The sequence below is a fragment of the Novacetimonas hansenii JCM 7643 genome (assembly GCF_000964405.1).
Lineage (GTDB): Bacteria > Pseudomonadota > Alphaproteobacteria > Acetobacterales > Acetobacteraceae > Novacetimonas > Novacetimonas hansenii.
In genome coordinates this window covers 1-22,061 of record NZ_BANE01000024.1, presented here as the reverse complement: position 1 = coordinate 22,061, position 22,061 = coordinate 1, and the positions used below count along the sequence as shown (strand labels likewise).

Below are 22,061 nucleotides of genomic sequence, written 5' to 3'. Positions count from 1 at the left end.
TGCTGCCTTTTGATCGAAAAAGGCGGCGTCTTCTGAAGCTTTTTCGAAAAAGCTTCACCAAAAACCTTTATGATTTCAGGATGTTATTTGTCCTGACTTTTTGAATAGCCTCTAAAAACTCTGGTGTGCGGTTGTTCCCGGAAAAGGGGCGCCAGAAACTTCTATTGTTTTTATCCGCAGGGTGTTCTCAGGCTGTTTCTATCCCTTTTCCGCCGCGCGCCAGCGCATCGCGCAACGCGACCCCGGCGGAAGGCCATGTGCCTCTTCTTGCGCCAGTAATTCCGCAAGCCAGGGGGCGGGGGATGTCAGTTCCTCGAACCCCATCGCGCGATAGAACCGCGCATTCCACGCGACATCATGAAAAGTCGTCAGTGTAAGGCCGCCCGGCATGTGCGTTTGCTGTACCCTGAGCATCGCGGCATGCAGCAGCGCGCGTCCCATGCCCTGTCCCTGCATGTCCTGACGGACCGAAAATTCAAGGATATGCAGGCAGTCATGCCGTATGCCTGCGCTTAGAAAACCGGCAATCGCGCCATCGGTGTCTTCTGCAACCCAGCATGTGCCTGCCGCGATGCAGGGCAAATGTGCCTCTGCTGGCATGACATCCCCCGTTGCCAGCCATGCCAGCGCCGGAATGCTGGCAAAGCGTTGCGCGGCCGAACGTTCCGTTGCGGGCAGGGCCGCTGCATCTGTGGGGCGGCCCGTGCGAATGACCGGGCCGCCCTGTGGGATCGTGGGGTCAGCGGGTATGGGAGATGGCTTTCTTGAGTTCATCATAATCCACCGCGCCGGGAATGATCTGACGGGCGTTGAAAACAAAGGTTGGCGTTCCATCCAGACCAATGCCGTGGGCAAGTTCCATGTTCGCCTGCAATACGGCGGTGACTTTCTCGCCGTTCATTTCCTTGGCGATCTGGTCGGCATCAAGTCCGCACTGTTTCGCCAGCGCGCGCATGCGATCAACGGTAGGATGTTCCGAATCCGTCATGATCGCGTGCTGCATCTTGAAATACGCGGCCTGTCCGCCCTGCTGGAATGCGGCAACCAGGGCCTGTGATGCAATCAGGCTGCCCTGTCCCAGGACAGGAACGACTTTTTCAATGATACGGACACTTTTGTCTTCCGCCACGATCCGGTCCAGATCGGCCAGCACCTTGCGGCAGTAGGGGCAGCGCGGGTCATAGAATTCAACCACGGTTGTGGTGGCCTGCGCATTGCCAAGGATCGCGTCCGACGCCACCGGGTTTAGCAGTTGCGCGCGATGCGTGGCCAACGCCCCCTGCGCCGAGGCCTGAGCCTGGTTGGCGGCATTCTGCCGCAGTGCGGTGATCGCATCGGTCAGGATGGACGGATCGGTCTTCAGCGCATCGCGCACGATTTCCACGATCGCCTTGCGCTGTGCCGGGGTGAAGGTGTCGCTGGCGCTTTGTGCGGATGCCACGGTCGGGACATACAGCCCCCCCGTCAGGAGGGCCGCTGCCATGGTGGCGGGCAACAGGCGGCGCAATCGGTAGGTGCGGCGGGAAAAGGGCACGGGCGGCCTCCGTCAATCGGGTCAGGATGGGGTATGTAAAGGATGCAGGAGGGTAAGGAAAGAAGTCGGCATGTTAAACATGCGCCATGTGTGATGGCATATGACGGGGATGCCCGAATCGCGCAACATGGCATGGCACGGTAAAATCCATGGCGGCAACTGCTATCATGGCAGCTATGGGTGGAAGATAACAAATCAGTAAAAATCATGATATTTAAGGTAATATAACAATATCAATAAGTATTTTTATTTAAAGTTTTATAAATGTTATTTATTGCAATAAAATAATATAATTCAATGTTCTTTAAATTGTATTTTTTAATTTATTTTAAAATTAAAAACTTTATATTTAACCCATATATTTTTAAATTTAATTTGTAATTACATGCGTATTTATTTATATTTTGTGATATTTCAATGTTTCATATAATGAGTTATAAATTAATTTTTCGGAATTTGTTTTTATGTTTTAAAAATAATAAAAATTATTATGACTTAAATATAAAATTGTCGTATAATTTCAGAAATTGTATATGAATTAAACCAAATATATTTATTGTTATAATTAAATAATACATTATTTACAATTAAACTGTGAATTTATTATGTGCATCTGATATCCGGATATAATATTCCTGATATCAGATGCGCTGGATATAAATTATATATGTTCTTCCTGCCAGCATTCGCGCAGGCCAGAAGTAAAGCCTTCCCCATCTGTTTTGTATCCATGGGGGCGATATTCCATGAAACTGGCTGCCCGATGGCTTGGGCCTGCCGTCATGTCCAAGGCTTACGATCATGCAAAAGCCTGCTTGCCCCATGCGCGCAAGACCGCTAATGGCGGAATGCCGGTGTGCCGATGCCTTGGGGGTGGGGCTTCCGCGGTTATGGTCGAATGGAGAAGAAGACGCGTGCCAGAGCATTCCACGAATTCCTTTGCGCGCAGGTCCGCCCGGATCGCGTTTTCGGCAATGCTCGCGGTTTCCGTCGCCGGATGCGGCCATTCCTCGCCCATGCATCTTGTCACCCACATGTTTGGTCCGTCGCCCGGCGCACTGATCGGTACCGTGGCCGCCGATGAACCACAGGCCGTCATGGTCGGGCGTGATATCCTGTCGCGCGGTGGCAATGCGGCGGATGCGGCGGCGGCAATGGGCATGGCGCTGGCGGTGACGCTGCCATCACGGGCGTCGATGGGGTCGGGTGGGGCCTGCCTTGCCTATCGCCCTGGCGATACCGAAGGGGGCCGCGCCTTCATCTTTACCCCGCGCGCGGGCACGGTCGATGGCATTCCCGGCGCGCCCCATGCCGACCGCCCGGCGGCTGTGCCGATGCTGGCGCGTGGTATGTATCTGATGCATCTGCAATATGGCACCACGTCCTTTGCGGCCATCCTGCCTGATGCCATGTCGCTGGCGGTCAATGGCGTCAATGTCAGCCATCAGTTGGCAAGCGATCTTGCCACCGTGCAGGGGCCGCTGCTGGCGGACCCGGGGATGCGCGCGATCTTCAGCCGGACCGATGGCACGGCCCTTGTCGAAGGGGACGCGCTGGTGCAGACGCACCTGTCGGGTGTGCTGGACCAGATCCGCGGCATGGGCGTGGGCGACCTGTATAATGGTGCGCTGGCGCAATCCTTTACTGCAGGCAGCCAGGCGGCTGGCGGCGGGTTGCAGACCAGCGACCTGCGTGCGGCCATTCCTTCCGAACGCCTGCCCTTACGGGTCAATGCCGCAGGGGGGCTGACGGTTGCGTTCCTGCCGCCGCCCGCCGATGGTGGCCTCGGCAGTGCCGTTGCCTTCCGCGCGCTGCTTGCGGGGCAGGGCAACCCTGAATCCCTGTCGCAGGGGGCCGTCGCCGCATGGCGTGCGCGGGGTGGCGATACGCAGGGCAAGCAGACCAATGATGACCTGACGGCGCGGGCGCAGGCCGTCCTTGATTCCGGGACACCAGGCAGCGGCAGCCTGCCGTCACTTCCGGCCTCGACCTCCTTTGCCGTGGTGGACCATGCGGGAATGGCGGTGGCATGCAGCCTGACGATGAACAACCTGTTCGGCACGGGGCGTATTGCGGGGAATACGGGTATCGTGCTTGCGGCATCACCCGCGCGCGTGCCCGCGCCCCTGCTGTCGGCTGCGATCGCCAATGATGGCCATGCCTTCCGCGCGGCTGTGGCCGGATCGGGACAGAACGATGCCGCCGCTGCCGTGGCGGAGGAAATGAAGCTGGTCCTGTCGGGTCAGGCCCCGGCGTCGCGCGCCGTCACGGCCGAAGGACGCGTCAACGCGATTGCGTGCCCCCGTGGCCTGCCCGGTGACGGCACGTCATGCGTTGCGGGGTCGGACCCGCGTGAAACCGGCCTTGCGGTTGGCCCGCGGTAATGCGGTGCCGCCCGCTTTGTAAGGGAGCGGGAGAAATGCTGCGGCAAATGACAGGGGCAAGGTTGTAAATGATCTTGTTTTGTTCCATATTGGGAACTGCATCGCAGCTTCCATGTGAAGACACCCCGGACACGCCCATCCTGTCCGGCAGGTCCTGTCCCGATTCACTGACAGGAACATGGAATGCGCGAAACACAGCTTCGTCGAAAAGGTAAGCAGGCCATGGCACAGGCTCCGGGTATTGACAAAGGCAAGGCTCTTGAAGGCGCGCTGAGCCAGATTGAACGCGCGTTTGGCAAGGGGTCGATCATGCGCATGGGCGAGCGGCCCAAGACGGAGGTCGATGTGATCTCCACCGGTTCGCTCGGCCTTGATATCGGCCTTGGCATTGGTGGCCTGCCGCGTGGGCGCATCGTGGAAATCTATGGCCCCGAAAGTTCGGGCAAGACGACAATGGCCCTGCATGCCATTGCCGAAGCACAGAAAAAGGGCGGCACCTGCGCCTTTATCGATGCGGAACATGCGCTTGATCCCGGCTATGCGCGCAAGCTTGGGGTGGATGTGGACAGCCTTCTCATCAGTCAGCCCGACGCGGGGGAGCAGGCGCTTGAAATTGCCGATACGCTGGTGCGTTCGGGGGCGATTGACGTGCTGGTGATCGACAGCGTGGCGGCCCTTGTCCCGCGTGCGGAACTTGAGGGCGAGATGGGCGACAGCCATGTCGGCCTGCATGCGCGCCTGATGAGTCAGGCGCTGCGCAAGCTGACGGGATCGGTGTCGCGGTCCAACACCATGATGATCTTCCTGAACCAGATCCGCCTGAAGATCGGGGTCATGTTCGGCAGCCCGGAAACGACGACGGGCGGCAATGCGCTGAAATTTTATGCGTCGGTGCGTATGGACATCCGCCGGATCGGTTCGATCAAGGACAAGGACGAGGTCGTGGGCAACCAGACCCGTGTGAAGGTGGTCAAGAACAAGATGGCCCCCCCGTTCCGGCAGGTGGAATTCGATATCATGTATGGCGAAGGCATCAGCAAGATGGGCGAGCTGATCGACCTTGGGGTCAAGGCCGGCATTGTGGAGAAGTCCGGGGCATGGTTCTCCTGCGATAGCCAGCGCATCGGCCAGGGGCGTGAGAATGCCAAGCAGTTCCTGCGCGACCATCCTGAAATGGCCGCGGATATCGAACGCCGCGTGCGTGAACAGGCGGGCGTGGTGGCCGAAGCCATGCTGGTCGGTCCCGACGACGACGCAGAATGATACAATCATCCGTCACGACGGGCCGTGCCCCCGCCATGGTGTGATGGCGGGGGTATGAATGGCACGTGTGTGACGGCAGGATATGCAATAATCGGTCTTTGTGTCGTGGTGCGGGATGATACTGTGCGGACATGAAACCGCGTCTTGTCATGTTTGGGGTGTTGCTGTGCCTGTCATCGTGTGCCGATACGATGCATGGGGACCGCAATGACCCGGTGGATGTTGATGAGGCGATGCCCCCGATTGGCGGGCATCGCGCCAACGGTACTACGGTGCCCGGTCCGACGCACGCCTCTGCCGCCGGGCATGTGCATCGCCTGCCGCGCGTTGATCCCGAACCTGATCCCCCGATGGAGGCGTATCATCCCATGCCCGATGCGGCGGCGATGCAGATGATTTCCTCAGGTTATGATCCGTCGCAGGCGGGGGACGATGATGATTCCCAAAATCAGGAAGACCCCAAGCACTTTGTCGTGCCCGATACCCAGGTCAGTTATGGCAAGCCGCATGGCGGCAACGCGAACTGACCCATCATTTTATAAGAGCGTGTTTGAAAACAGCTCATTGATAAAAAATAAGAAAAGTTTTTGGGTGCCGCTTTTTTTCAAAAATGCGGCGTCCTTCGAAGCGTTTTAGAAAAAGCTTCACCAAAAACCTTTATAATTTCAGTATGTTATCGTGGCTGGTTTTTCAAACAGTCTCTGACACCATAATCGCACGGATATCATTGACGTTCGTAAGTGTCGGGCCGGTCCGTACAAGGTCGCCCGTGGCGTCGAACAGGCTGTAGCTGTCATGGCGGCGCAGGAATTCACGCGGGTCCAGCGCCTGTGCGCGGGCGCGTGACAATGTATCGGGTGTGACGATCGCCCCTGCCGCATCCTCGGTCCCGTCGATGCCATCACTATCCCCTGCGATGGCCCAGATCCCGTCATGTTCCTGCAATGCAAGGGCGAGGGACAACAGGAACTCTGTATTGCGTCCGCCGCGTCCGGGTGGCCCGTCGCCTGCGCGAAGGCTGACCGTCATTTCCCCACCCGATAGCAGTACGGCAGGCCCCGCCACCGGTACACCGTGATGGCGGGCGGACTGTGCGATGCCTGCCATGACGATTGCAGCGTCCCGGCTTTCCCCCTCCAGCGCATCGCCGAGGATCAGCGGGGTCAGGCCGAGTGTGCGTGCCTCCTGCGCTGCGGCCTCAAGCGCCATCATGGGGGTGGCGATCAGGACGAAGCGGTTATCCGGGTTGGCCGCTTCCTGCCCGTAGGGTGGCAAGGGCCGCATGAGGGCGTCCAGGATTTGCGGCGTGACCGTAATGTCACGGCGACGCAGCACCGCCAGCGCATCGGCAGGGGTCGTCGGGTCGGGCACGGTCGGGCCACTGGCAATGGTCAGCGGATCATCCCCCGGCACGTCGCTGATGGCCAGGGTCAGCACGCGTGCAGGCGCACATGCGCGGGCCAGGCGCCCGCCCTTGATGTCCGACAGGTGGCGACGCACCAGGTTCATGTCCCCGATATCCGCCCCACAATGCAGCAGTTCTTGGTTGAGCGCACGCATGTCCGCAAGTGTCAGCCCCGGCGCGGGCAGTTCCATCAGGGCCGACCCACCCCCCGATATCAGGGCAATGACAAGGTCATCAGGCCCAAGGCCACGAACTTCGTGCAATATGGCGCGGGCGGCATCCTCGCTCCGGCTGTCGGGCACGGGATGGGCGGCTTCCATCACACGTATGCGCGACGTGGTGGCGACGTGCCCGTCACGTGTCACAACAACTCCGCGCAGGGGAACGTCCGGCCATGCCTGTTCCAGGGCGGCCGCCATGGCCGCCGCCGCCTTGCCTGCGCCGACCACGACACACTGTCCCTTTGGCGGGGAGGGCAGGTGGCGTGCCAGCACGCGTGCGGGTTGCGCACTGTGGATGGCGGCATCGAATATCCGCTGCAATGCCGCACGTATGTTCTTATCGTGCCATGCGCCCGGCATGTCAGGCATCGGCAGGGTGGAATATGTGGGTGTCATCAGGCGATCCATCGTCACGGAAAGGGGCAGGCACGGCAGGTAACCACGGCAGGTAACGCAGCGCAAAACGCCACGCCATTGGCGGAGGAAGGGGGTGGTACCTGCTCTTCATGAAAGGCAGGGCGCGCCATCGGGCAAGGGGGCCATGCGTGTCACAATTGTCACGACTGTATCAGGTGGGGGCGGTCGCGGGCGTGTCGTGGCCCTGCACACGCGAAATTGGGGGCGGTTGCTCTGGATCGGGGAAGGGTAAGATGTTACGCCGCCCGGCGTGGATCGTGACATCCGTGTCCAGATCGACCATCAGGAGGAGAGCGGCCCTTGGAGAGTGGAAAGGGTAACAGTCCCGTCACGCCACAGGTCGCGTCATATGGCGCGATCCGGCCATACATGATTTTCCCCCGCCCCGAATGGGCGGCCCTGCGCGCCAATGTCCCGCAATCCCTGAACGAGGCGGAGGTCGCGTCCCTGCGCGGCCATAACGAACCGGTTTCGCTGGAGGATATTGCCGAGGTTTACCTGCCGCTTTCGCGCCTGCTCAACCTGCACGTGCTGGCCAGCCGCAGCCTTAATAATATGGTCAAGAGCGCCTTCCTTGGCGTGCCGCGCCGGACCGTACCCTTCATCATCGGCATTGCGGGCAGTGTAGGCGTGGGCAAGAGTACGTTCGCCCGCCTGTTGCAGGCGGTGCTGTCGCGCTGGCCCGACCATCCCAACGTATCGCTGGTCACGACGGATGGGTTTTTGTTGCCCAAATGCGTGCTGCAGGAACGCGACCTGATGGCGCGCAAGGGATTTCCCGAAAGCTATGACCTGCGGCAGATGATTTCCTTCCTCGCCGCGCTCAAGGCGGGGGAACGCAACCTGGACGTGCCCATCTACTCGCACGAGGCATATGACATCATCCCAGACCGTTACCAGGTGGTGGACCAGCCGGATATCCTGATCTTCGAGGGGCTGAACGTGCTTCAGACCGCCTCTGAACAGCCATTCATGGCGTCGGATTTCTTTGACTTCTCGATCTATCTCGACGCGGATACGCACGATATCGAACGGTGGTACGTGGAACGTTTCCGGATGCTCCAGCAGACGGCCTTTCGCAAGCCGACGTCCTATTTCCACCATTACCGCGACCTGAGCCCGGCAGAGGCGGAAAATGTCGCGCGTGATATCTGGCGGCGCATCAACCTGCCCAACCTTGAAGAAAACATCCTGCCCACGCGTGAACGCGCGCGCCTGATCCTGCGCAAGGGACCAAGCCACAGCGTCAGCACGGTATGGATGCGCCAGATCTGAAGGCGGCATTTCTGGCGCCTGACGCGTTTTCCGGTTCTGCGGGCCCCCGGCAATGGGCGCATGGCAAAACAGGGGGCCAGAGGCCCCCTGTCATGGTCGCGTGGCGTGCCGCCGCCTCAGTAATTGAGGTAGATGGTCTTGGTATCGACATAAGCTTCGAGGCCGTACTGCCCGTCCTCCCCGCCGATGCCGCTGTCGCCATAGCCGTGATGGAATCCCTGCGCGGCCTCACCTCCCTCGCGGTTGACATAGATCTCGCCGAAATTCAGTTCGTTGCTCATGCGCATGACTTTCTTGAGGTCCTGCGTGAACATATAGGCCGACAGGCCATAGCGTGACTTGTTGGCCATCATCAGGGCTTCGTCGAAATCCTCCACCTTGATAAGCGAAAGGACCGGGCCGAACACCTCGTTCTGCGTGATATCCATTTCATTCGTAACATTGGTCAGCAGCGTGGGGGCATAGAAGTTGCCCGCGTCGTAGATACCGCCCGTCAGCGCCTTGCCGCCGATCTCGACTTTTGCGCCCTGTGCGATGGCGCGCTGGACCATCGCATCGACCTTTTCCAGTTCGGCCTTGCTGATTTTCGGCCCCATGGTTGTGTCCGCATCCAGCGGGTTGCCGACCTTGATCTGTGCGATTTTCTTGCGCAGGAGGTCCAGGAACTGGTCATACACCGCCTGATGGACATAGGTGCGTTCGTTGGCGGTACAGACCTGCCCGCAGTTCATGAAGCGTGCGGAAACTGCGGCGGTCGCCGCGGCCTCGATATCCGCGTCATCCATGACGATGAACGGGGCCTTGCCACCAAGTTCGAGGCGCACTTCCTTCAGCCCTTCCGACGCGGCGGCCATGATCTTGCGTCCCGCAGGCGTGCTGCCGGTCATGGTAATCAGCTTGGTGATCGGGTTTGTGACCAGTTGATTGCCCACCGTCACGCCACCACCGGTGACGACGTTGAACACGCCCTTGGGGAAGCCTGCCTCCACCGACAGTTCGGCCAGGGCAAGTGTCGAAAGCGGGGTCAGTTCATGCGGTTTGATGACAAAGGTGTTGCCCGCCGCAAGGGCCGGCCCCAGCTTGCGCGCCGTCAGGGCCAAGGGGAAGTTCCATGCCGAGATCCCGGCAATAACGCCATGGGGGATCTTCTCGATCAGAATCTTTTCGCCCGGTCGGCTGCCGGGGATGATGTTACCCTCCAGCCTGCGGGCATTTTCCGCGGCAAAGCGGATCAGTTGGATGGCAAAATTGACCTCCACCTTTGCTTCGCGGATGGGCTTGCCATTTTCGCTGGTGATGAGGCGCGCCAGCCTGTCTTCGTCGCGGCGGATCAATTCGATCAGCTTGTACAGATAATCCGCGCGGTCTGTCGCGATCAGGCGGCTCCATGTGCCAAAGGCTTCCTGCGCGCCCTGCAGGGCGCGATCGACGTCGTCCTTGCTGGCGATGCCGACACTGGCCAATACGTCGCCGGTTGCGGGATTGCGGATGGTGTCGCGTTCCTCGGTCGTGGCGGGAATCCATTCGCCACCAATGAACAGGTCGTAATTTCTGACGTCTGCCATGTCAGGGTCTCCAGTATGGTCATAATTATGGTCAGTTGCGGATCAGCATAAGGTTAGGCCACCTTCGTAAAAATGGCACAAACCCTGCCTGCCTGCCTGCCTGCCTGCCTGCCGCGCGGCGGTGGACGGGACGTGCGATGGCGACCGGCCATGTCGGGACATGGCCGGGTCATGCGGGCGCCGCGGAAAAAAGGGGGGGGAATGCGCGACTGCGTATCAGGGCAGGAAGGGCTTGCCTTCGTGCGCGACCAGAAGGTCATGCATGTCGGTGGCGTGTTCTTCCTCTTCGGCCAGGATCTTTTCAAGCATGATGCGCGTGGTGGGGTCATGATCGGCGAAATAACGGATCAGTTCGCGGTAATGCTCAATCACGAGGCGTTCGGCCACAAGGTTCTGCCGCACCATTTCAACAAGGTTGCCGCCCGCGCCATATTCGCTGGCCGATCGGGTGGCCAGTCCTTCGGGCGACAGGTTGGGCACGCCGCCAAGCTGGTCAATGCGTTCGGCGGCCCACATCATGTGCGCGCGTTCTTCCTTGGCATGGGTTGCGAATTCGGCGGCGATGCTTTCGCTGGTGATGCCTTCGACGGCAATGGAATGCATGGTATAGCGCAAGACGCAGACCAGTTCCGTCGCAACCACCGTCTGCAACAGGTCGATGGCTGTTTTGACATTCCCTTGATAGGCAGGGGTCAGCGCCCCCTGTTCAATGGATTTCTGTGCACGTGCGCGCAGGGTCTGCACGTCGGTAAGGAATGTGTTTTCAGTGGCTTTTGCCATTCCGATGCTCCTTTCGGGTCATGAACGGGCACGGTGTCAATGCGAACGAGGTGCCTTTTGCGTCCGTTGCGGAGTGTGTCCGTCATAACGGCAGGGGGGCGGAACGGTTGCATGCGAAACTCCGGGGTGTATCCCCACGATGGGAAGGCATGAAGGCATGACAGGCACGGATGGCATGATGTCGCATGTTGTGACGGAACTGATCGCGGTGCTGACGGCCGTGCGCGATGGCGTGCCACAGGTGATGACGATTGATGATGGCCGCCTGTTGCCCTCCGGCCCGCTTGAAAGCGGACATCGTTCCTTGCAGGCTGGTGTGCGGTCATGGGTGGAACAGCAGACCGGCCACCCAATCGGCCACGTGGAGCAACTCTATACCTTTGCCGATCATGATCGCGTCCTGCATCCCGAACAGGGGCGCAGCATCTCCATTTCCTACCTCGCCCTGACCCGCAGCCACGCGCGGGAGACGGGGTGGCGGGACTGGTATGATTATTTCCCGTGGGAGGACCGTACCAGCGATACGATGCAGGCGGTGACGGACCTGATCGAACGTCGCCTGTGCGCATGGGTTGCGGGCATGGCGGATATCGAAACCCGGATGCGGCAGTGGCAGCGGTGCATGGCGCTGTTTGCGATTGGCGATACGGGCGGGTGGGACGATGAGCTTGTGCTGCAACGTTATGAACTGCTGTATGAGGCGACATTGGTGGCGGAGGCGGGATGCCCCCCCCCGCAGGCGATTCCCGGCCGGTACATGCATCGCGATCACCGGCGCATTCTGGCGACCGCGATGGCGCGCCTGCGTGCAAGGATACGTTACCGCCCCGTCGTCTTCGAACTGATGCCCGAGGAGTTTACCTTGCTGCAATTACAGCGCGCGGTCGAAAGTCTGGCGGGATGCCACGTGCACAAACAGAATTTTCGCCGCCTGGTGACACAGCAGCAACTTATTGAGGAAACAGGCCGGATTGACGAAAAGACCGGTGGCAGGCCCGCCCGCCTGTTCCGTTTCTGTGGCGAGGTGCGGCGCGCGCGGCAGTTCGCGGGCAGCAAGCTGCCGATCGTGCATTCGGGGTGATCCCCCCGCCCGGTGGGCGCGGATGTGGGCGGGATCACGAAAATCCTGATTGACACAGGCAGGGTTTCACGTTGGAAGTGTCCGGCCGGATCATCGTGCCTCACTTATACTCAATTTGAGTATAAAAGAAACTGGGGCCACCGGCGAGGAGGGCAATCATGAATCAACTGGGTCCCCGGCACGCGGCTGACCGGCTTTATGACCGCGTGCGCCACCTGGTTCCTGAGATGGAATGGGCGACGTTCCTTGACGACATCCGCGCGATTGAGGCGCTCAAGCAGCAGCGCAACGCGATCATCCTTGCGCATAATTACCAGACGCCGGAAATCTTTCACTGCGTTGCCGATATCCGTGGTGACAGCCTTGCCCTTGCACGCGAAGCGCAGGAGGCCAGTGCCGATGTCATCGTCATGGCGGGCGTGCATTTCATGGCCGAGACGGCAAAGATGCTCAATCCCGACAGCACCGTGCTGATCCCCGACATGCATGCGGGATGTTCGCTGGCGGATTCCATCACGGCGGCCGATGTGCGCCTGTTGCGGGAACGCCATCCGGGGGTGCCGGTGGTCACTTATGTCAACACCTCGGCAGAGGTGAAGGCTGAAAGCGACATCTGCTGCACATCGGGCAATGCGAGGCGCGTGGTCGAAAGCCTTGGCACGGATCAGGTCATCATGATCCCCGATGAATTCCTTGCCCGCAATATCGAGGCGGAAACCGGGATCAAGATGATTACATGGCCCGGCCATTGCGAGGTGCATGAGCGGTTCACCCCGCAGGAAATCACACGCATGCGTGATGAAAATCCCGGCGTGGTCGTGCTGGCGCATCCCGAATGCCCGCCAGAAGTCGTTGCGGTATCTGACTTTTCCGGTTCCACCGCGATGATGAGCGATTATGTGCAGGCCCATGATGGTGGCAAGGTGCTGCTGGTGACCGAATGTTCCATGAGCGACAACCTCGCTTTGCTGCATCCGAAGATTGATTTTGTCCGTCCGTGCAACATGTGTCCGCACATGAAACGCATCACCCTGTCGGGCCTGCGTCACGCGCTGGAGACGATGACGCATGAGGTGACGATCGATCCCACGCTTGCGGCGCGCGGCCGGCGTGCTGTTGAACGCATGCTGGCGATATGACGGACGCTGCTGCCCTGTCTTCCCTGTCTGCCGTGGGCCTGAGTGATCTGTCTCCGGCCTCTCTGGTGGGGCAGCCTGTCATCGTCGGCGGTGGGTTGGCCGGGGTGATGACGGCGCTGATGCTGGAACAGCCCTGTGTGTTGCTGTCATCCGGGCCGCTGGCCGCCATGCGCCCGGCTCTGGCGTCGAGCATGCTGGCGCAAGGGGGGGTCGCCGCCGCGGTTGGGGGGGACGACACGCCTGCATTGCATGCGGCCGATACGCTGGCTGCCGGGGTGGGCCTGTGCGATCCCGCGATTGTGGCGCGTGTGACGGCCGATGGGCCGGACGCCATTGCGCGTCTTGCGGCATTCGGGGTGCATTTCGATCGTGCGGCGGATGATGGTGCGTTGGTGCTGGGGCTGGAGGCCGCGCATTGCCGCCACCGGATCGTGCATGCCCGTGGTGATGCATCCGGCGCCGCGATCATGGAGGCGCTGGTGGCGCGCGTTCGCGCCACGCCACGCATTACGGTTGTTGAACATGCCCCGGTCCATGCGCTTCTGACGCAGGATGGGGCGGTGACGGGGGTGCGTGTCAACGTGGCGGGACGTGACATCGCATGGCCCACGTCTGCCGTGGTGCTGGCGACGGGGGGGATTGGTGGCCTGTTTGGCGATACGACCAACCCGCTGGGCGCATGCGGGCAGGGACTTGCACTGGCGGCGCGGGCAGGCGCGGTTCTTGGTAATATGGAGTTTGTGCAGTTCCATCCCACCGCGCTGGCCGCGCGGCATGTGACAGGGCCCATGCCGTTAATCAGCGAGGCCGTGCGTGGCGAAGGCGCGGTGCTGGTGGATGAAAATGGCGATCGCTTTACCGAGGAACTGGCCGCGCGCGACATCGTATCCCGTGCGGTGTGGCGGCATATGCGGGCAGGCCACCATGTCTTCCTTGATGCGCGACAGGTGCTTGGTGCGCGGTTCGCCACCCGTTTTCCCGCCATTGACGCGCTGTGTCGTGCGCAGGGCATCGACCCCGCCCGGCAGCCGATCCCGGTGCGTCCGGCCGCCCATTACCATATGGGCGGGATTATGGTGGATGGTCATGGGCGTACCGGCGTTCCCGGTCTGTGGGCCTGTGGGGAGGTCGCCTGTACCGGCCTGCACGGGGCCAACCGCCTTGCCAGTAATTCCCTGCTGGAAGCCGTGTCATTCGGCACATGGGTTGCCCATGACCTGTCCGCCCTGCCGTTGACCCGCACCGCCGCGCCATCGGAACAGGGGATTGCGGCACCAATGGCGCCATCACCGTCCGATGCCCGGCGCCGCGCCATGGCGCGTGGCGCGGGTGTGGTTCGTACGCATGATGAATTGCATGAAACCGTGCGCCTGTTCGCTCCACGGCTGGAACATGATGATGCGGCCCTTGTGTCCGCGATGGTAGCCCTTGCGGCATTGCAGCGCGAGGAAAGCCGTGGTGGGCATTTCCGTGCCGACTTCCCCCATGCCGCTGCCGGGGCCACGTCGTCGCGCCTGACGCTGGACATGGTGCGTGCCGCCATTATCCCGATCGTGGCACGGGACGCGCAGATGACTTTCCCCCCTGATAACGGAGTGATCGCATGACCCATTCCCCGTCAATCCGACCCTTGCCCGACCTTATGCTTGAACCTCTGGTGCGTGCTGGCCTCATGGAGGATCTGGGCCGTGGGGGCGACCTGACCACGGATGTTACGCTGGGGGCCGGGGACGTGCAGGCGCATGCGGTGCTGTCGGCACGGCAGGCGGGGGTGGTCGCGGGGCTGGATATGGCACGGCTGTCCTTTTGCCTGATGGACCCGCGCATCGAATTCACCGTCGCAGCCCCCGATGGCACCCATGTCACCCCCGGACAGGTCATTGCCAGTGTGCGCGGCCCGGCGCGTGGCATCCTGTCGGGGGAACGGGTCGCCCTGAATTTCGTATCACACCTGTGTGGCATCGCCACCGCGACGGCACAGGTGGTCGCGGCCGTGGAACCTTATGGCACCAGGGTCAGTTGTACGCGCAAGACCCTGCCGGGCATGCGCGCGATCCAGAAATATGCCGTGCGGGCCGGGGGGGGCGCCAACCATCGTTTCGGCCTGGATGACGCCATCCTGATAAAGGACAACCACCTTGCGATCGCGGGGGGAATTCGTCCCGCCCTGACGCGCGCACGCGCGGCGGCGGGGCATCTGGTCAGTATAGAGCTGGAAGTCGATACGCTGGAACAGTTGGCCGAGGGGCTGGAGGTTGGGGGGGTCGATGTCTTCTTGCTCGACAACATGACACCGGACCAGTTGCGTCAGGCGGTCGCCATGATCGACCACCGTGCCGTGGCCGAGGCATCAGGCGGTGTGACACCGCAAAACGCGGCAACGGTCGCCGCAACGGGGGTTGACCTGATTTCCATGGGATGGCTGACCCACAGCGTCAGGGCAATGGATATCGGGCTGGATTATCAACCATAGGATGTGGCCGTGTGTCATTTTAATTAAATATGCATAAAATATGCAACTGACACATAGTACAAGTTGCCATCTGCCGGGAGATCATTATTTATACGGATTAATAAGATATATTTGTTTGAAGGATAAGAAACCGGTATGGTGGCGGATATCACGGAGCAGAGCAACAAGCCCCCCCGACGTGTACTCAGCGTTGATGCCTATGAACATGTCCGGCGGGGCCTTATCCGCAGCCGCTATCGTGCGGGTGAACGTCTTGTCCTGCGCCCGCTTGCCGCCGAACTGGGCCTGAGCCCGACCCCCGTGCGCGAGGCGCTGCTACGGCTGGTGTCTGAACATGCGCTGGAACTCAATGACCGTAACACGGCGGTCGTGCCCGCCATGACGCGCCGCAATTTCGCGGAAATCCATGCCCTGCGTTCCGACCTGGAGGTCAGGTTGGCAGAGGCCGCGGCCATGAAGGCCAGTGCGCACGGGATTGAAACCCTTGCCATGCTGCATCGTCAGTTCGTCGATGCGCTGGCTGTTCGTGATGATGGGGCGGTTGCCGCCCTGAACGCGGATTTCCATACCACGGTCGCAACACTGGCCGACCTGCCCCTGACGGCGAATATCCTGCGTAACCTGTGGGTGCGGATTGGCCCGCTTTATGCCCTGTCGCGGCCGATGCCCAGCCTGCGCAGCATGGGGGAGGTTCATCCCCATGCCGCATTGATCGATGCGCTGCGTACACGTGACCCGCAGGCCGCACGCGATGCGATTACGCGTGATTTCAACAATGCGCGCATATGGATCGAACCACTGCTGGCGTAAGCGGCGCCGGCATGGTCGTCACAGGGCCGCCGCCATGGACAGCCCTGTGAAACAGGTCGTGATGAAAAATAAGGTCTCCATCACGCTGCCGGTTTCTTGCGTAGCTTTATCGCACTTCGCGAAGTTTCTTTTTTTCGAGGGCTGGCACCTCGATATCTATTTCCAGCATTGAAACCGATGTCCCGCGATCCACCTTGATCTGGACCTTGTCCTGATCGACGGGGATATGCCTTTTGATGACCTCCAGGATCTCGCTGTGGAGCGTATTGAGCAGTTCGGATTCCTGCCCGTCCGTCCCGGCGCGTTCATGCGCCAGAAGGATCTGCAGGCGGTCGCGCGCGACGGGCGCGGAACTGCGGGAACGACCGAAAAGAGTATCAAGCAGGCCCATGATCAGGATCTTCCCTTGAACAGCCACCCGAACAGGCCGCTACGTTCAGTGGGTACGGTGACATCGATCTTTTCGCCTTCCAGCCGGCGCGCCGCCTCGAAATAGGCGCGGGCGGGCGGGCTTTGCGGGCTGGAAATCGTGACGGGCGAACCAAGGTTCGACGCGCGCAGGACTTCCTCGCTTTCGGGGATGATCCCCAGAAGCGGGATCGACAGGATTTCAAGCACGTCTTCGGTGCGCAGCATTTCCCCGCGCGCCGCGCGTCCGGGGTCATAACGCGTCACCAGCAGGTATTTTTCGACCTTGCCGCCGGACTTGGCCTTTGCCGTCGTGCTGTCAAGCATGCCGATGATGCGGTCACTGTCACGCACGGAGGACACTTCGGGATTGGTGACGACGACGGCGTAATCCGCATGGTACATCGCCAGTTGCGCGCCGCGTTCGATACCTGCCGGGCTGTCGCAGATGATCCAGTCGAACTTTTCACGCAGTTCACCGATCACCTTGTCCACGCCCTCGGCCGTCAGGGCATCCTTGTCGCGGGTCTGCGATGCGGGCAGGATAGACAGGGTTTCGACGCGTTTGTCACGGATCAGGGCCTGCGACAGTTTTGCTTCGCCCTGAATGACATTGATCAGGTCGTACACGACCCGGCGTTCCGCGCCCATGACCAGATCGAGATTGCGCAGCCCGACATCAAAATCGACCACGACCACGTTCTGCCCCGTCTGTGCCAGCGCCGCGCCCAGTGCCGCGGTGGACGTTGTCTTGCCGACCCCGCCCTTTCCGGAGGTGACGACCAGCACTTTCGCCATTCTAGTTTTTCCTTGTCCTGTTATTTCTGCTCGCGGTCGGGAAGGGTATAGGCCGCAACGGTTGAAATATGGTTGTTAAGTAGTAAGGGCGCGGCAGGGTGGGATGCAACCGCTGCAACGATGAAAACTGTATCTGGAATTCATCTTCTGGGGGAAGGCGCCATCCGCAGGCTGAGTGGCTGCACCACGATTGTGTCATTATTAAGCATGGCCTGTGAGGGCGTTCCTGAAAACTGGGGGTCCATATCCTCGGCGGTCATATAATACCCATCAATCGCCAGAAGTTCCGCGCGCATGTCATGGGCAAAGATGCGGGCTTCGGGCTGTCCGTTCATTCCCGCGATCGCGCGCCCGCGTAGTGCGCCGTAAACATGGATGGACCCTGCGGCGGTAACTTCCGCCCCCGACCCGACGGACCCGATGATGATGATGTCACCATCGGGGTTTACGATCGTCTGTCCCGAACGGATGGGCTGTTCCACGATCAGGGATGATCCCTGTATGCGTTCGGGCACGGGAACATGGTCGTCGGGAATGTCCACTGCCCCCGACGCGCGCCCGCCCTCCAGCCCGGCCGGCCATTGCCAGTGGGCGATGGCGGGGGTGGTGGGGTCAGCCCCCTCGATCGCGATGATGCGGATGCCGCGTTCAAGCAGCGCTGGATACAGCTTGCCAAGGCCCGGTTCATCCGCGCCAAGCAGCGACAGGTCGAGGATGACCGGCTTGCTGGCGAAAAAGGCTGCGGAACGCGCGATCTGCGCATCAAGCCCGGCCATCCAGTCGGACAGGCCGGGTTCGGGCGACAGCACCAGTGCGAGGAAGGAGCGGCCACGGGCACGTATTTTCGGAAGGGAACGCAATTCGTCGGACAAGTGGTTACAGCCTTCGTCTGCCTGGGATTCGTCTGTCTGCGGCCCGACGGGTTATCATGGGCACGTTGCCAATGTGCCAGAAAAAAACGTCCCACGCCACGGCCCGTGGCCGGTGGATGCGCCCCCGGTCACGATCATGGCGCGGCCGCGTGCGATGCAATGCGGTTTTGTTGACATGAAGGCTTGGCGAAGGGTGGTGCGATGCAATAAAGCGGATGCATGCGTATCCTGTATCATCTTCCCCTTTCACCCTATTCCCGCAAGGTGCGCCTTGCACTGGGAGAAAAGCGGCTGCCATTCGAACTGAAGGTGGAACGGGTATGGGAACGTCGCCCCGATTACCTTGCGCTGAACCCCGCGGGCGGGGTGCCGATGCTGGTGGAGGAAACGGGGCTTGCGATTCCCGATTCGTGGGTGATCTGCGAATATCTCGAAGAGGCCTATCCCGATACCCCCCTTCTGGGCCGCACCCTTGCCGAACGGGTGGAGGTGCGGCGGCTCGTCGTCTGGTTTGACGAGAAATTCGGCAACGAAGTGACGCGCAACCTGCTCAATGAAAAGGTGATGAAGCGCATATCCGGTCGGGGCAATCCTGATGGCGGTGCGTTGCGGGCAGGATATGCCAACATCCGCTTTCACCTGTCCTATATCGACTGGCTGGCGGAAACGCGGCAATGGATGGCGGGCAATACGCTGTCGCTTGCGGATTTTGCGGCCGCGGCCCATCTGTCATGCCTTGATTTCATCGACGATGTCGCCTGGGACACCGCGCCTGCGGCCAAGGACTGGTACGCCCGTATCAAAAGCAGGCCGTGCTTTCGCACATTGCTGCAGGATCGCGTCAGTGGAATGACACCGCCGGCCCATTATGCCGACCTTGATTTCTGAGCGCGCCCATCATGGCCGGTGCCGATGTGCTTGATGCCGTAATCTTGGGGGCGGGGGCCGCCGGGATGATGGCCGCCGCGACGGCGGGACAGGCGGGATGCCGTGTCGTGGTCGTGGACCATGCGGCACAGCCAGGGCGCAAGATCCTGATTTCAGGGGGTGGGCGCTGTAATTTCACCCATCTTGAGTCCGGCCCGGGGATGTTCCTGTCGGCCAATCCGCATTTCGCCAAATCCGCGCTGGCACGTTATACGCCGCGTGATTTCCTTGACCTGCTCGCCCGGCATCGCATTGCGTGGCATGCCAAGGCACCGGGCCAGCTTTTCTGCGATCGTTCAGCAGGCGAGATCGTGGAGATGCTGGTGCGTGAATGCCGGCAGGGCCATGTGGAAATGGCGCTTTCGAATCGTATTATCGCGGTGCGCCGCGATGCCGATGGATGTTTCGTGGTGGAAACGGACCGCATGGCCCTGCGGGCCCGTGCGGTGGTTCTTGCGACGGGGGGGCTGTCGATTCCCAAGCTGGGTGCGACGGGCCTGTCGCACGATCTGGCGCGGCGGTTCGGGCTGAAGATCGTGGAGCCCGCACCCGCGCTTGTGCCGCTGACATTCGGTGCGGGCGACCGGGAATGGATGGTCGAACTGGCGGGTGTGTCGATGGAGGTCGCAACACGCTGTCATGCCGGGGCGGGGCGACGCGCCCGTGACATCGTGTTCCGGGACGGGATGCTGTTTACGCATCGTGGCTTGTCTGGTCCTGCGATCTTGCAGGCGTCGTCCTACTGGTCGGCGGGGATGGCGCTCGATATTGACTGCCTGCCTGGCCGTGATGCGGTGCGCTGCCTGCGTGACCTGAAGCGGGGGCGCCCCCGCATGGGGGGGGCTGCCATGTTGGCGACCCTGCTGCCGCAGCGCCTGGCGCATATGCTGGCGACGCGTCACCTGCCTGATGGTCCGGTGGGCGAAATGCCCGACAGTGTGCTGGACGCGCTGGGTGTGATGCTGTCGTCGTGGCGGCTGATGCCCAACGGAAGCGAGGGTTACGTCAAGGCCGAGGTCACGCGCGGCGGTATTGATACGGACGGCCTGTCATCGCAGACGATGGAGGCACGCGACGTGCCCGGCCTGTTTGCCGTGGGCGAGGCCGTGGACGTGACGGGATGGCTGGGTGGTCATAACTTCCAGTGGGCATGGTCGAGTGGCCATGCGGCGGGGCGGGCGCTGGCGGAGCGGCGGGGCTGATGCTGTTCAGCACGCAGGGCTTTTTGCTGCTGTTCCTGCCGGTTGTGCTGATGCTGTATTACCTGTGCGCCCCCATGCGCCGGGTGCGGCAGGGCGTGATGATCGCGGCGTCGGTGGTGTTCTATGGCCTGTGGGACTGGCGGTTCGTGCCGTTCCTTGTGGGGATGACGCTGCTCAACTGGGGGCTGGCATGCCTGTGGGGGCGCACGCGCGACCGGGCATGGCTGCTTGGCGGGATCGTGTTCAACCTGTGTGTGCTGGTGTTCTTCAAGGATGCCAACTGGCTGGCCGGTGTGCTGGCGGCCGCGCGGGGGCAGGTACATAATCCGTGGGACATTGTCCTGCCTCTGGGGCTGTCATTTTTCGTGTTCCAGAAAATATCCTATCTCGTGGACCTGATGCGTGGGCGCGCACCGGTTTATGGGGTGGTGGACTTTCTTGAATTCGTGACGTTTTTTCCGCAACTGATCGCCGGGCCGATCGTGCGGCATAACGAGATCGTGCCACAGTTTGCCCAATCCCCGCGCAATGGCGCAATGTGGGAAAACCTGTCGCGCGGGGCGATGCTGCTGCTGATCGGACTGGCGAAGAAGGCGGGGCTGGCCGATACACTGGCAGGCCTGTGTGATCCCGTCTTTGCCCTTGTGGCGCAGGGGCATATGCCGACACCGGGACAGGCATGGCTGGCGGCGCTGGCTTACACTTTGCAGATCTATTTCGATTTTTCGGGATATTCCGACATGGCGATCGGTATGGCGCTGATGTTCGGGCTGCGCCTGCCATTTAATTTCGACGCCCCGTACCGTTCGGTATCCATCCGCGATTTCTGGCGACGGTGGCATATGACCCTGTCGCGATTCCTGCGCGATTACCTGTATATCCCGATGGGTGGCAACCGGTGTGGGGCCGTACGGCAGGGATGCAACCTTGGGGCGACGATGCTGCTGGCCGGTGCGTGGCATGGCGCGGGCTGGACCTACCTTGTGTGGGGGGGGCTGCATGGCGGGGCGCTGGCGGTCGCGCACTGGTGGGGGCGGCGCGGCAATCGCATGCCCGCGTTGGCGGGATGGGCGCTGACGATGCTGTTTATCATGCTGTCATGGGTGATATTCCGTGCCCCCGACATGGGGGCGGCGCGCATGATGCTGCTGGCGATGGCGGGTGGCGGGCGTGACCATGCCGCGACCGGCCATCATGGCGTTGTGCTGGTCATGGCGCTGGCGGTCGCGTTGGTGGGGCCATCGTCACAGCGCGCGATCCTGCGCGACATGCCGCCTGCGCCATGGATTGCGGTGGCGGGGGGGATTGCCTTCGTCCTGCTCATCCTGCTGATCGGCGGGCGCATTCCTGACCCGTTCATCTATTTCCAGTTCTGATGGCCGCTGTTTGAAAATACCCCTTCCGAGAAGAAGGGCAGAAGTTTCCTTAAGAGACTGTTTTAAAACAAGTCATTGATAAAAAATAAGAAAAGTTTTTGGGTGCTGCCTTTTGATCGAAAAAGGCGGCG

At 61.0% G+C, this 22,061-nt stretch carries 21 protein-coding genes; 12 read left to right on the top strand and 9 right to left on the bottom strand.

The annotated features are described in order from the left end of the window. Window positions 1-198: 198 nt before the first annotated feature. Together B7G66_RS01905 and B7G66_RS01900 are read right to left on the bottom strand one after the other, a co-directional pair. Window positions 199-777, bottom strand: a complete 579-nt coding sequence (locus B7G66_RS01905; protein ID WP_231106211.1) for a GNAT family N-acetyltransferase — start codon at window positions 775-777, stop codon at window positions 199-201. Next, window positions 740-1,483 (bottom strand): DsbA family protein, encoded by a 744-nt coding sequence (locus B7G66_RS01900; protein ID WP_371861387.1) that lies wholly within the window; start codon window positions 1,481-1,483, stop codon window positions 740-742. The genes B7G66_RS01905 and B7G66_RS01900 overlap by 38 nt, the downstream gene beginning before the upstream one ends. A 1,025-nt stretch (window positions 1,484-2,508) precedes the next feature. Here B7G66_RS01900 and B7G66_RS01895 point away from each other — a divergent pair. From B7G66_RS01895 to B7G66_RS01885, 3 genes are all read left to right on the top strand, one after another. After that, on the top strand, window positions 2,509-3,918 hold the full coding sequence (locus B7G66_RS01895) for a gamma-glutamyltransferase (RefSeq protein ID WP_040511527.1): 1,410 nt from the start codon (window positions 2,509-2,511) through the stop codon (window positions 3,916-3,918). Between the two features lie 222 nt (window positions 3,919-4,140). Further along, window positions 4,141-5,181 (top strand): recombinase RecA, encoded by a 1,041-nt coding sequence (recA, locus tag B7G66_RS01890; RefSeq protein WP_040511528.1) that lies wholly within the window; start codon window positions 4,141-4,143, stop codon window positions 5,179-5,181. Window positions 5,182-5,312: 131 nt separating this feature from the next. Further along, window positions 5,313-5,708: a hypothetical protein gene (locus tag B7G66_RS01885; RefSeq protein WP_003617927.1), complete on the top strand. Its 396-nt coding sequence runs from the start codon at window positions 5,313-5,315 to the stop codon at window positions 5,706-5,708. A 163-nt stretch (window positions 5,709-5,871) separates the two neighbouring features. Here B7G66_RS01885 and B7G66_RS01880 read toward each other — a convergent pair whose 3' ends face one another. Together B7G66_RS01880 and B7G66_RS18920 are read right to left on the bottom strand one after the other, a co-directional pair. Then, window positions 5,872-7,203 (bottom strand): glycerate kinase type-2 family protein, encoded by a 1,332-nt coding sequence (locus B7G66_RS01880; protein ID WP_174805744.1) that lies wholly within the window; start codon window positions 7,201-7,203, stop codon window positions 5,872-5,874. Between the two features lie 172 nt (window positions 7,204-7,375). Then, on the bottom strand, window positions 7,376-7,507 hold the full coding sequence (locus tag B7G66_RS18920) for a hypothetical protein (RefSeq protein WP_264986171.1): 132 nt from the start codon (window positions 7,505-7,507) through the stop codon (window positions 7,376-7,378). Between the two features lie 17 nt (window positions 7,508-7,524). Here B7G66_RS18920 and coaA point away from each other — a divergent pair, with 17 nt between their 5' ends. Next, window positions 7,525-8,499: a type I pantothenate kinase gene (gene coaA / locus B7G66_RS01875; protein WP_003617930.1), complete on the top strand. Its 975-nt coding sequence runs from the start codon at window positions 7,525-7,527 to the stop codon at window positions 8,497-8,499. A 116-nt stretch (window positions 8,500-8,615) separates the two neighbouring features. Here coaA and aldA read toward each other — a convergent pair whose 3' ends face one another. Both aldA and B7G66_RS01865 read right to left on the bottom strand, forming a co-directional pair. Then, on the bottom strand, window positions 8,616-10,064 hold the full coding sequence (aldA, locus tag B7G66_RS01870) for an aldehyde dehydrogenase (RefSeq protein WP_003617932.1): 1,449 nt from the start codon (window positions 10,062-10,064) through the stop codon (window positions 8,616-8,618). 216 nt (window positions 10,065-10,280) lie between these two features. Next, on the bottom strand, window positions 10,281-10,844 hold the full coding sequence (locus B7G66_RS01865) for a ferritin-like domain-containing protein (RefSeq protein ID WP_003617933.1): 564 nt from the start codon (window positions 10,842-10,844) through the stop codon (window positions 10,281-10,283). 157 nt (window positions 10,845-11,001) lie between these two features. Here B7G66_RS01865 and B7G66_RS01860 point away from each other — a divergent pair, with 157 nt between their 5' ends. The 5 genes from B7G66_RS01860 (at window position 11,002) to B7G66_RS01840 (ending at window position 16,347) form a co-directional block, all read left to right on the top strand. After that, on the top strand, window positions 11,002-11,925 hold the full coding sequence (locus B7G66_RS01860; RefSeq protein ID WP_003617934.1) for an NUDIX hydrolase: 924 nt from the start codon (window positions 11,002-11,004) through the stop codon (window positions 11,923-11,925). A 158-nt stretch (window positions 11,926-12,083) separates the two neighbouring features. Further along, window positions 12,084-13,064, top strand: a complete 981-nt coding sequence (gene nadA, locus B7G66_RS01855; protein ID WP_003617935.1) for a quinolinate synthase NadA — start codon at window positions 12,084-12,086, stop codon at window positions 13,062-13,064. Further along, window positions 13,061-14,671, top strand: a complete 1,611-nt coding sequence (locus tag B7G66_RS01850) for an L-aspartate oxidase (RefSeq protein WP_003617936.1) — start codon at window positions 13,061-13,063, stop codon at window positions 14,669-14,671. The genes nadA and B7G66_RS01850 overlap by 4 nt, the downstream gene beginning before the upstream one ends. Beyond that, complete coding sequence (gene nadC / locus B7G66_RS01845; protein WP_003617937.1) at window positions 14,668-15,537, top strand: carboxylating nicotinate-nucleotide diphosphorylase; 870 nt, start codon at window positions 14,668-14,670, stop codon at window positions 15,535-15,537. The genes B7G66_RS01850 and nadC overlap by 4 nt, the downstream gene beginning before the upstream one ends. Window positions 15,538-15,672: 135 nt before the next feature. Next, window positions 15,673-16,347 carry a GntR family transcriptional regulator gene (locus B7G66_RS01840; RefSeq protein WP_003617938.1) on the top strand — a complete coding sequence of 225 codons (675 nt, stop codon included), beginning with the start codon at window positions 15,673-15,675 and terminating at the stop codon, window positions 16,345-16,347. Between the two features lie 106 nt (window positions 16,348-16,453). Here B7G66_RS01840 and minE read toward each other — a convergent pair whose 3' ends face one another. The 3 genes from minE to minC form a co-directional block, all read right to left on the bottom strand. Then, a complete protein-coding gene (gene minE / locus B7G66_RS01835; RefSeq protein WP_003617939.1) occupies window positions 16,454-16,738 on the bottom strand; it encodes a cell division topological specificity factor MinE in 285 nt (94 codons plus the stop codon). Window positions 16,739-16,740: 2 nt separating this feature from the next. Next, entirely contained in the window at window positions 16,741-17,553 is an 813-nt protein-coding gene (minD, locus tag B7G66_RS01830) for a septum site-determining protein MinD (RefSeq protein ID WP_003617940.1), read from the bottom strand. Window positions 17,554-17,693: 140 nt separating this feature from the next. Continuing rightward, complete coding sequence (gene minC, locus B7G66_RS01825) at window positions 17,694-18,425, bottom strand: septum site-determining protein MinC (protein WP_003617942.1); 732 nt, start codon at window positions 18,423-18,425, stop codon at window positions 17,694-17,696. A 219-nt stretch (window positions 18,426-18,644) separates the two neighbouring features. Here minC and fzlA point away from each other — a divergent pair, with 219 nt between their 5' ends. The 3 genes from fzlA to B7G66_RS01810 are packed head-to-tail and all read left to right on the top strand — an operon-like array spanning window position 18,645 to window position 21,930. Further along, window positions 18,645-19,313 carry an FtsZ-binding protein FzlA gene (gene fzlA / locus B7G66_RS01820; RefSeq protein WP_003617943.1) on the top strand — a complete coding sequence of 223 codons (669 nt, stop codon included), beginning with the start codon at window positions 18,645-18,647 and terminating at the stop codon, window positions 19,311-19,313. Window positions 19,314-19,324: 11 nt separating this feature from the next. After that, window positions 19,325-20,554, top strand: a complete 1,230-nt coding sequence (locus tag B7G66_RS01815; protein WP_003617945.1) for a BaiN/RdsA family NAD(P)/FAD-dependent oxidoreductase — start codon at window positions 19,325-19,327, stop codon at window positions 20,552-20,554. Continuing rightward, complete coding sequence (locus B7G66_RS01810; RefSeq protein WP_040511538.1) at window positions 20,554-21,930, top strand: MBOAT family O-acyltransferase; 1,377 nt, start codon at window positions 20,554-20,556, stop codon at window positions 21,928-21,930. Before B7G66_RS01815 ends, B7G66_RS01810 begins: the two co-directional genes overlap by 1 nt. The last annotated feature ends 131 nt before the right edge of the window (window positions 21,931-22,061 follow it).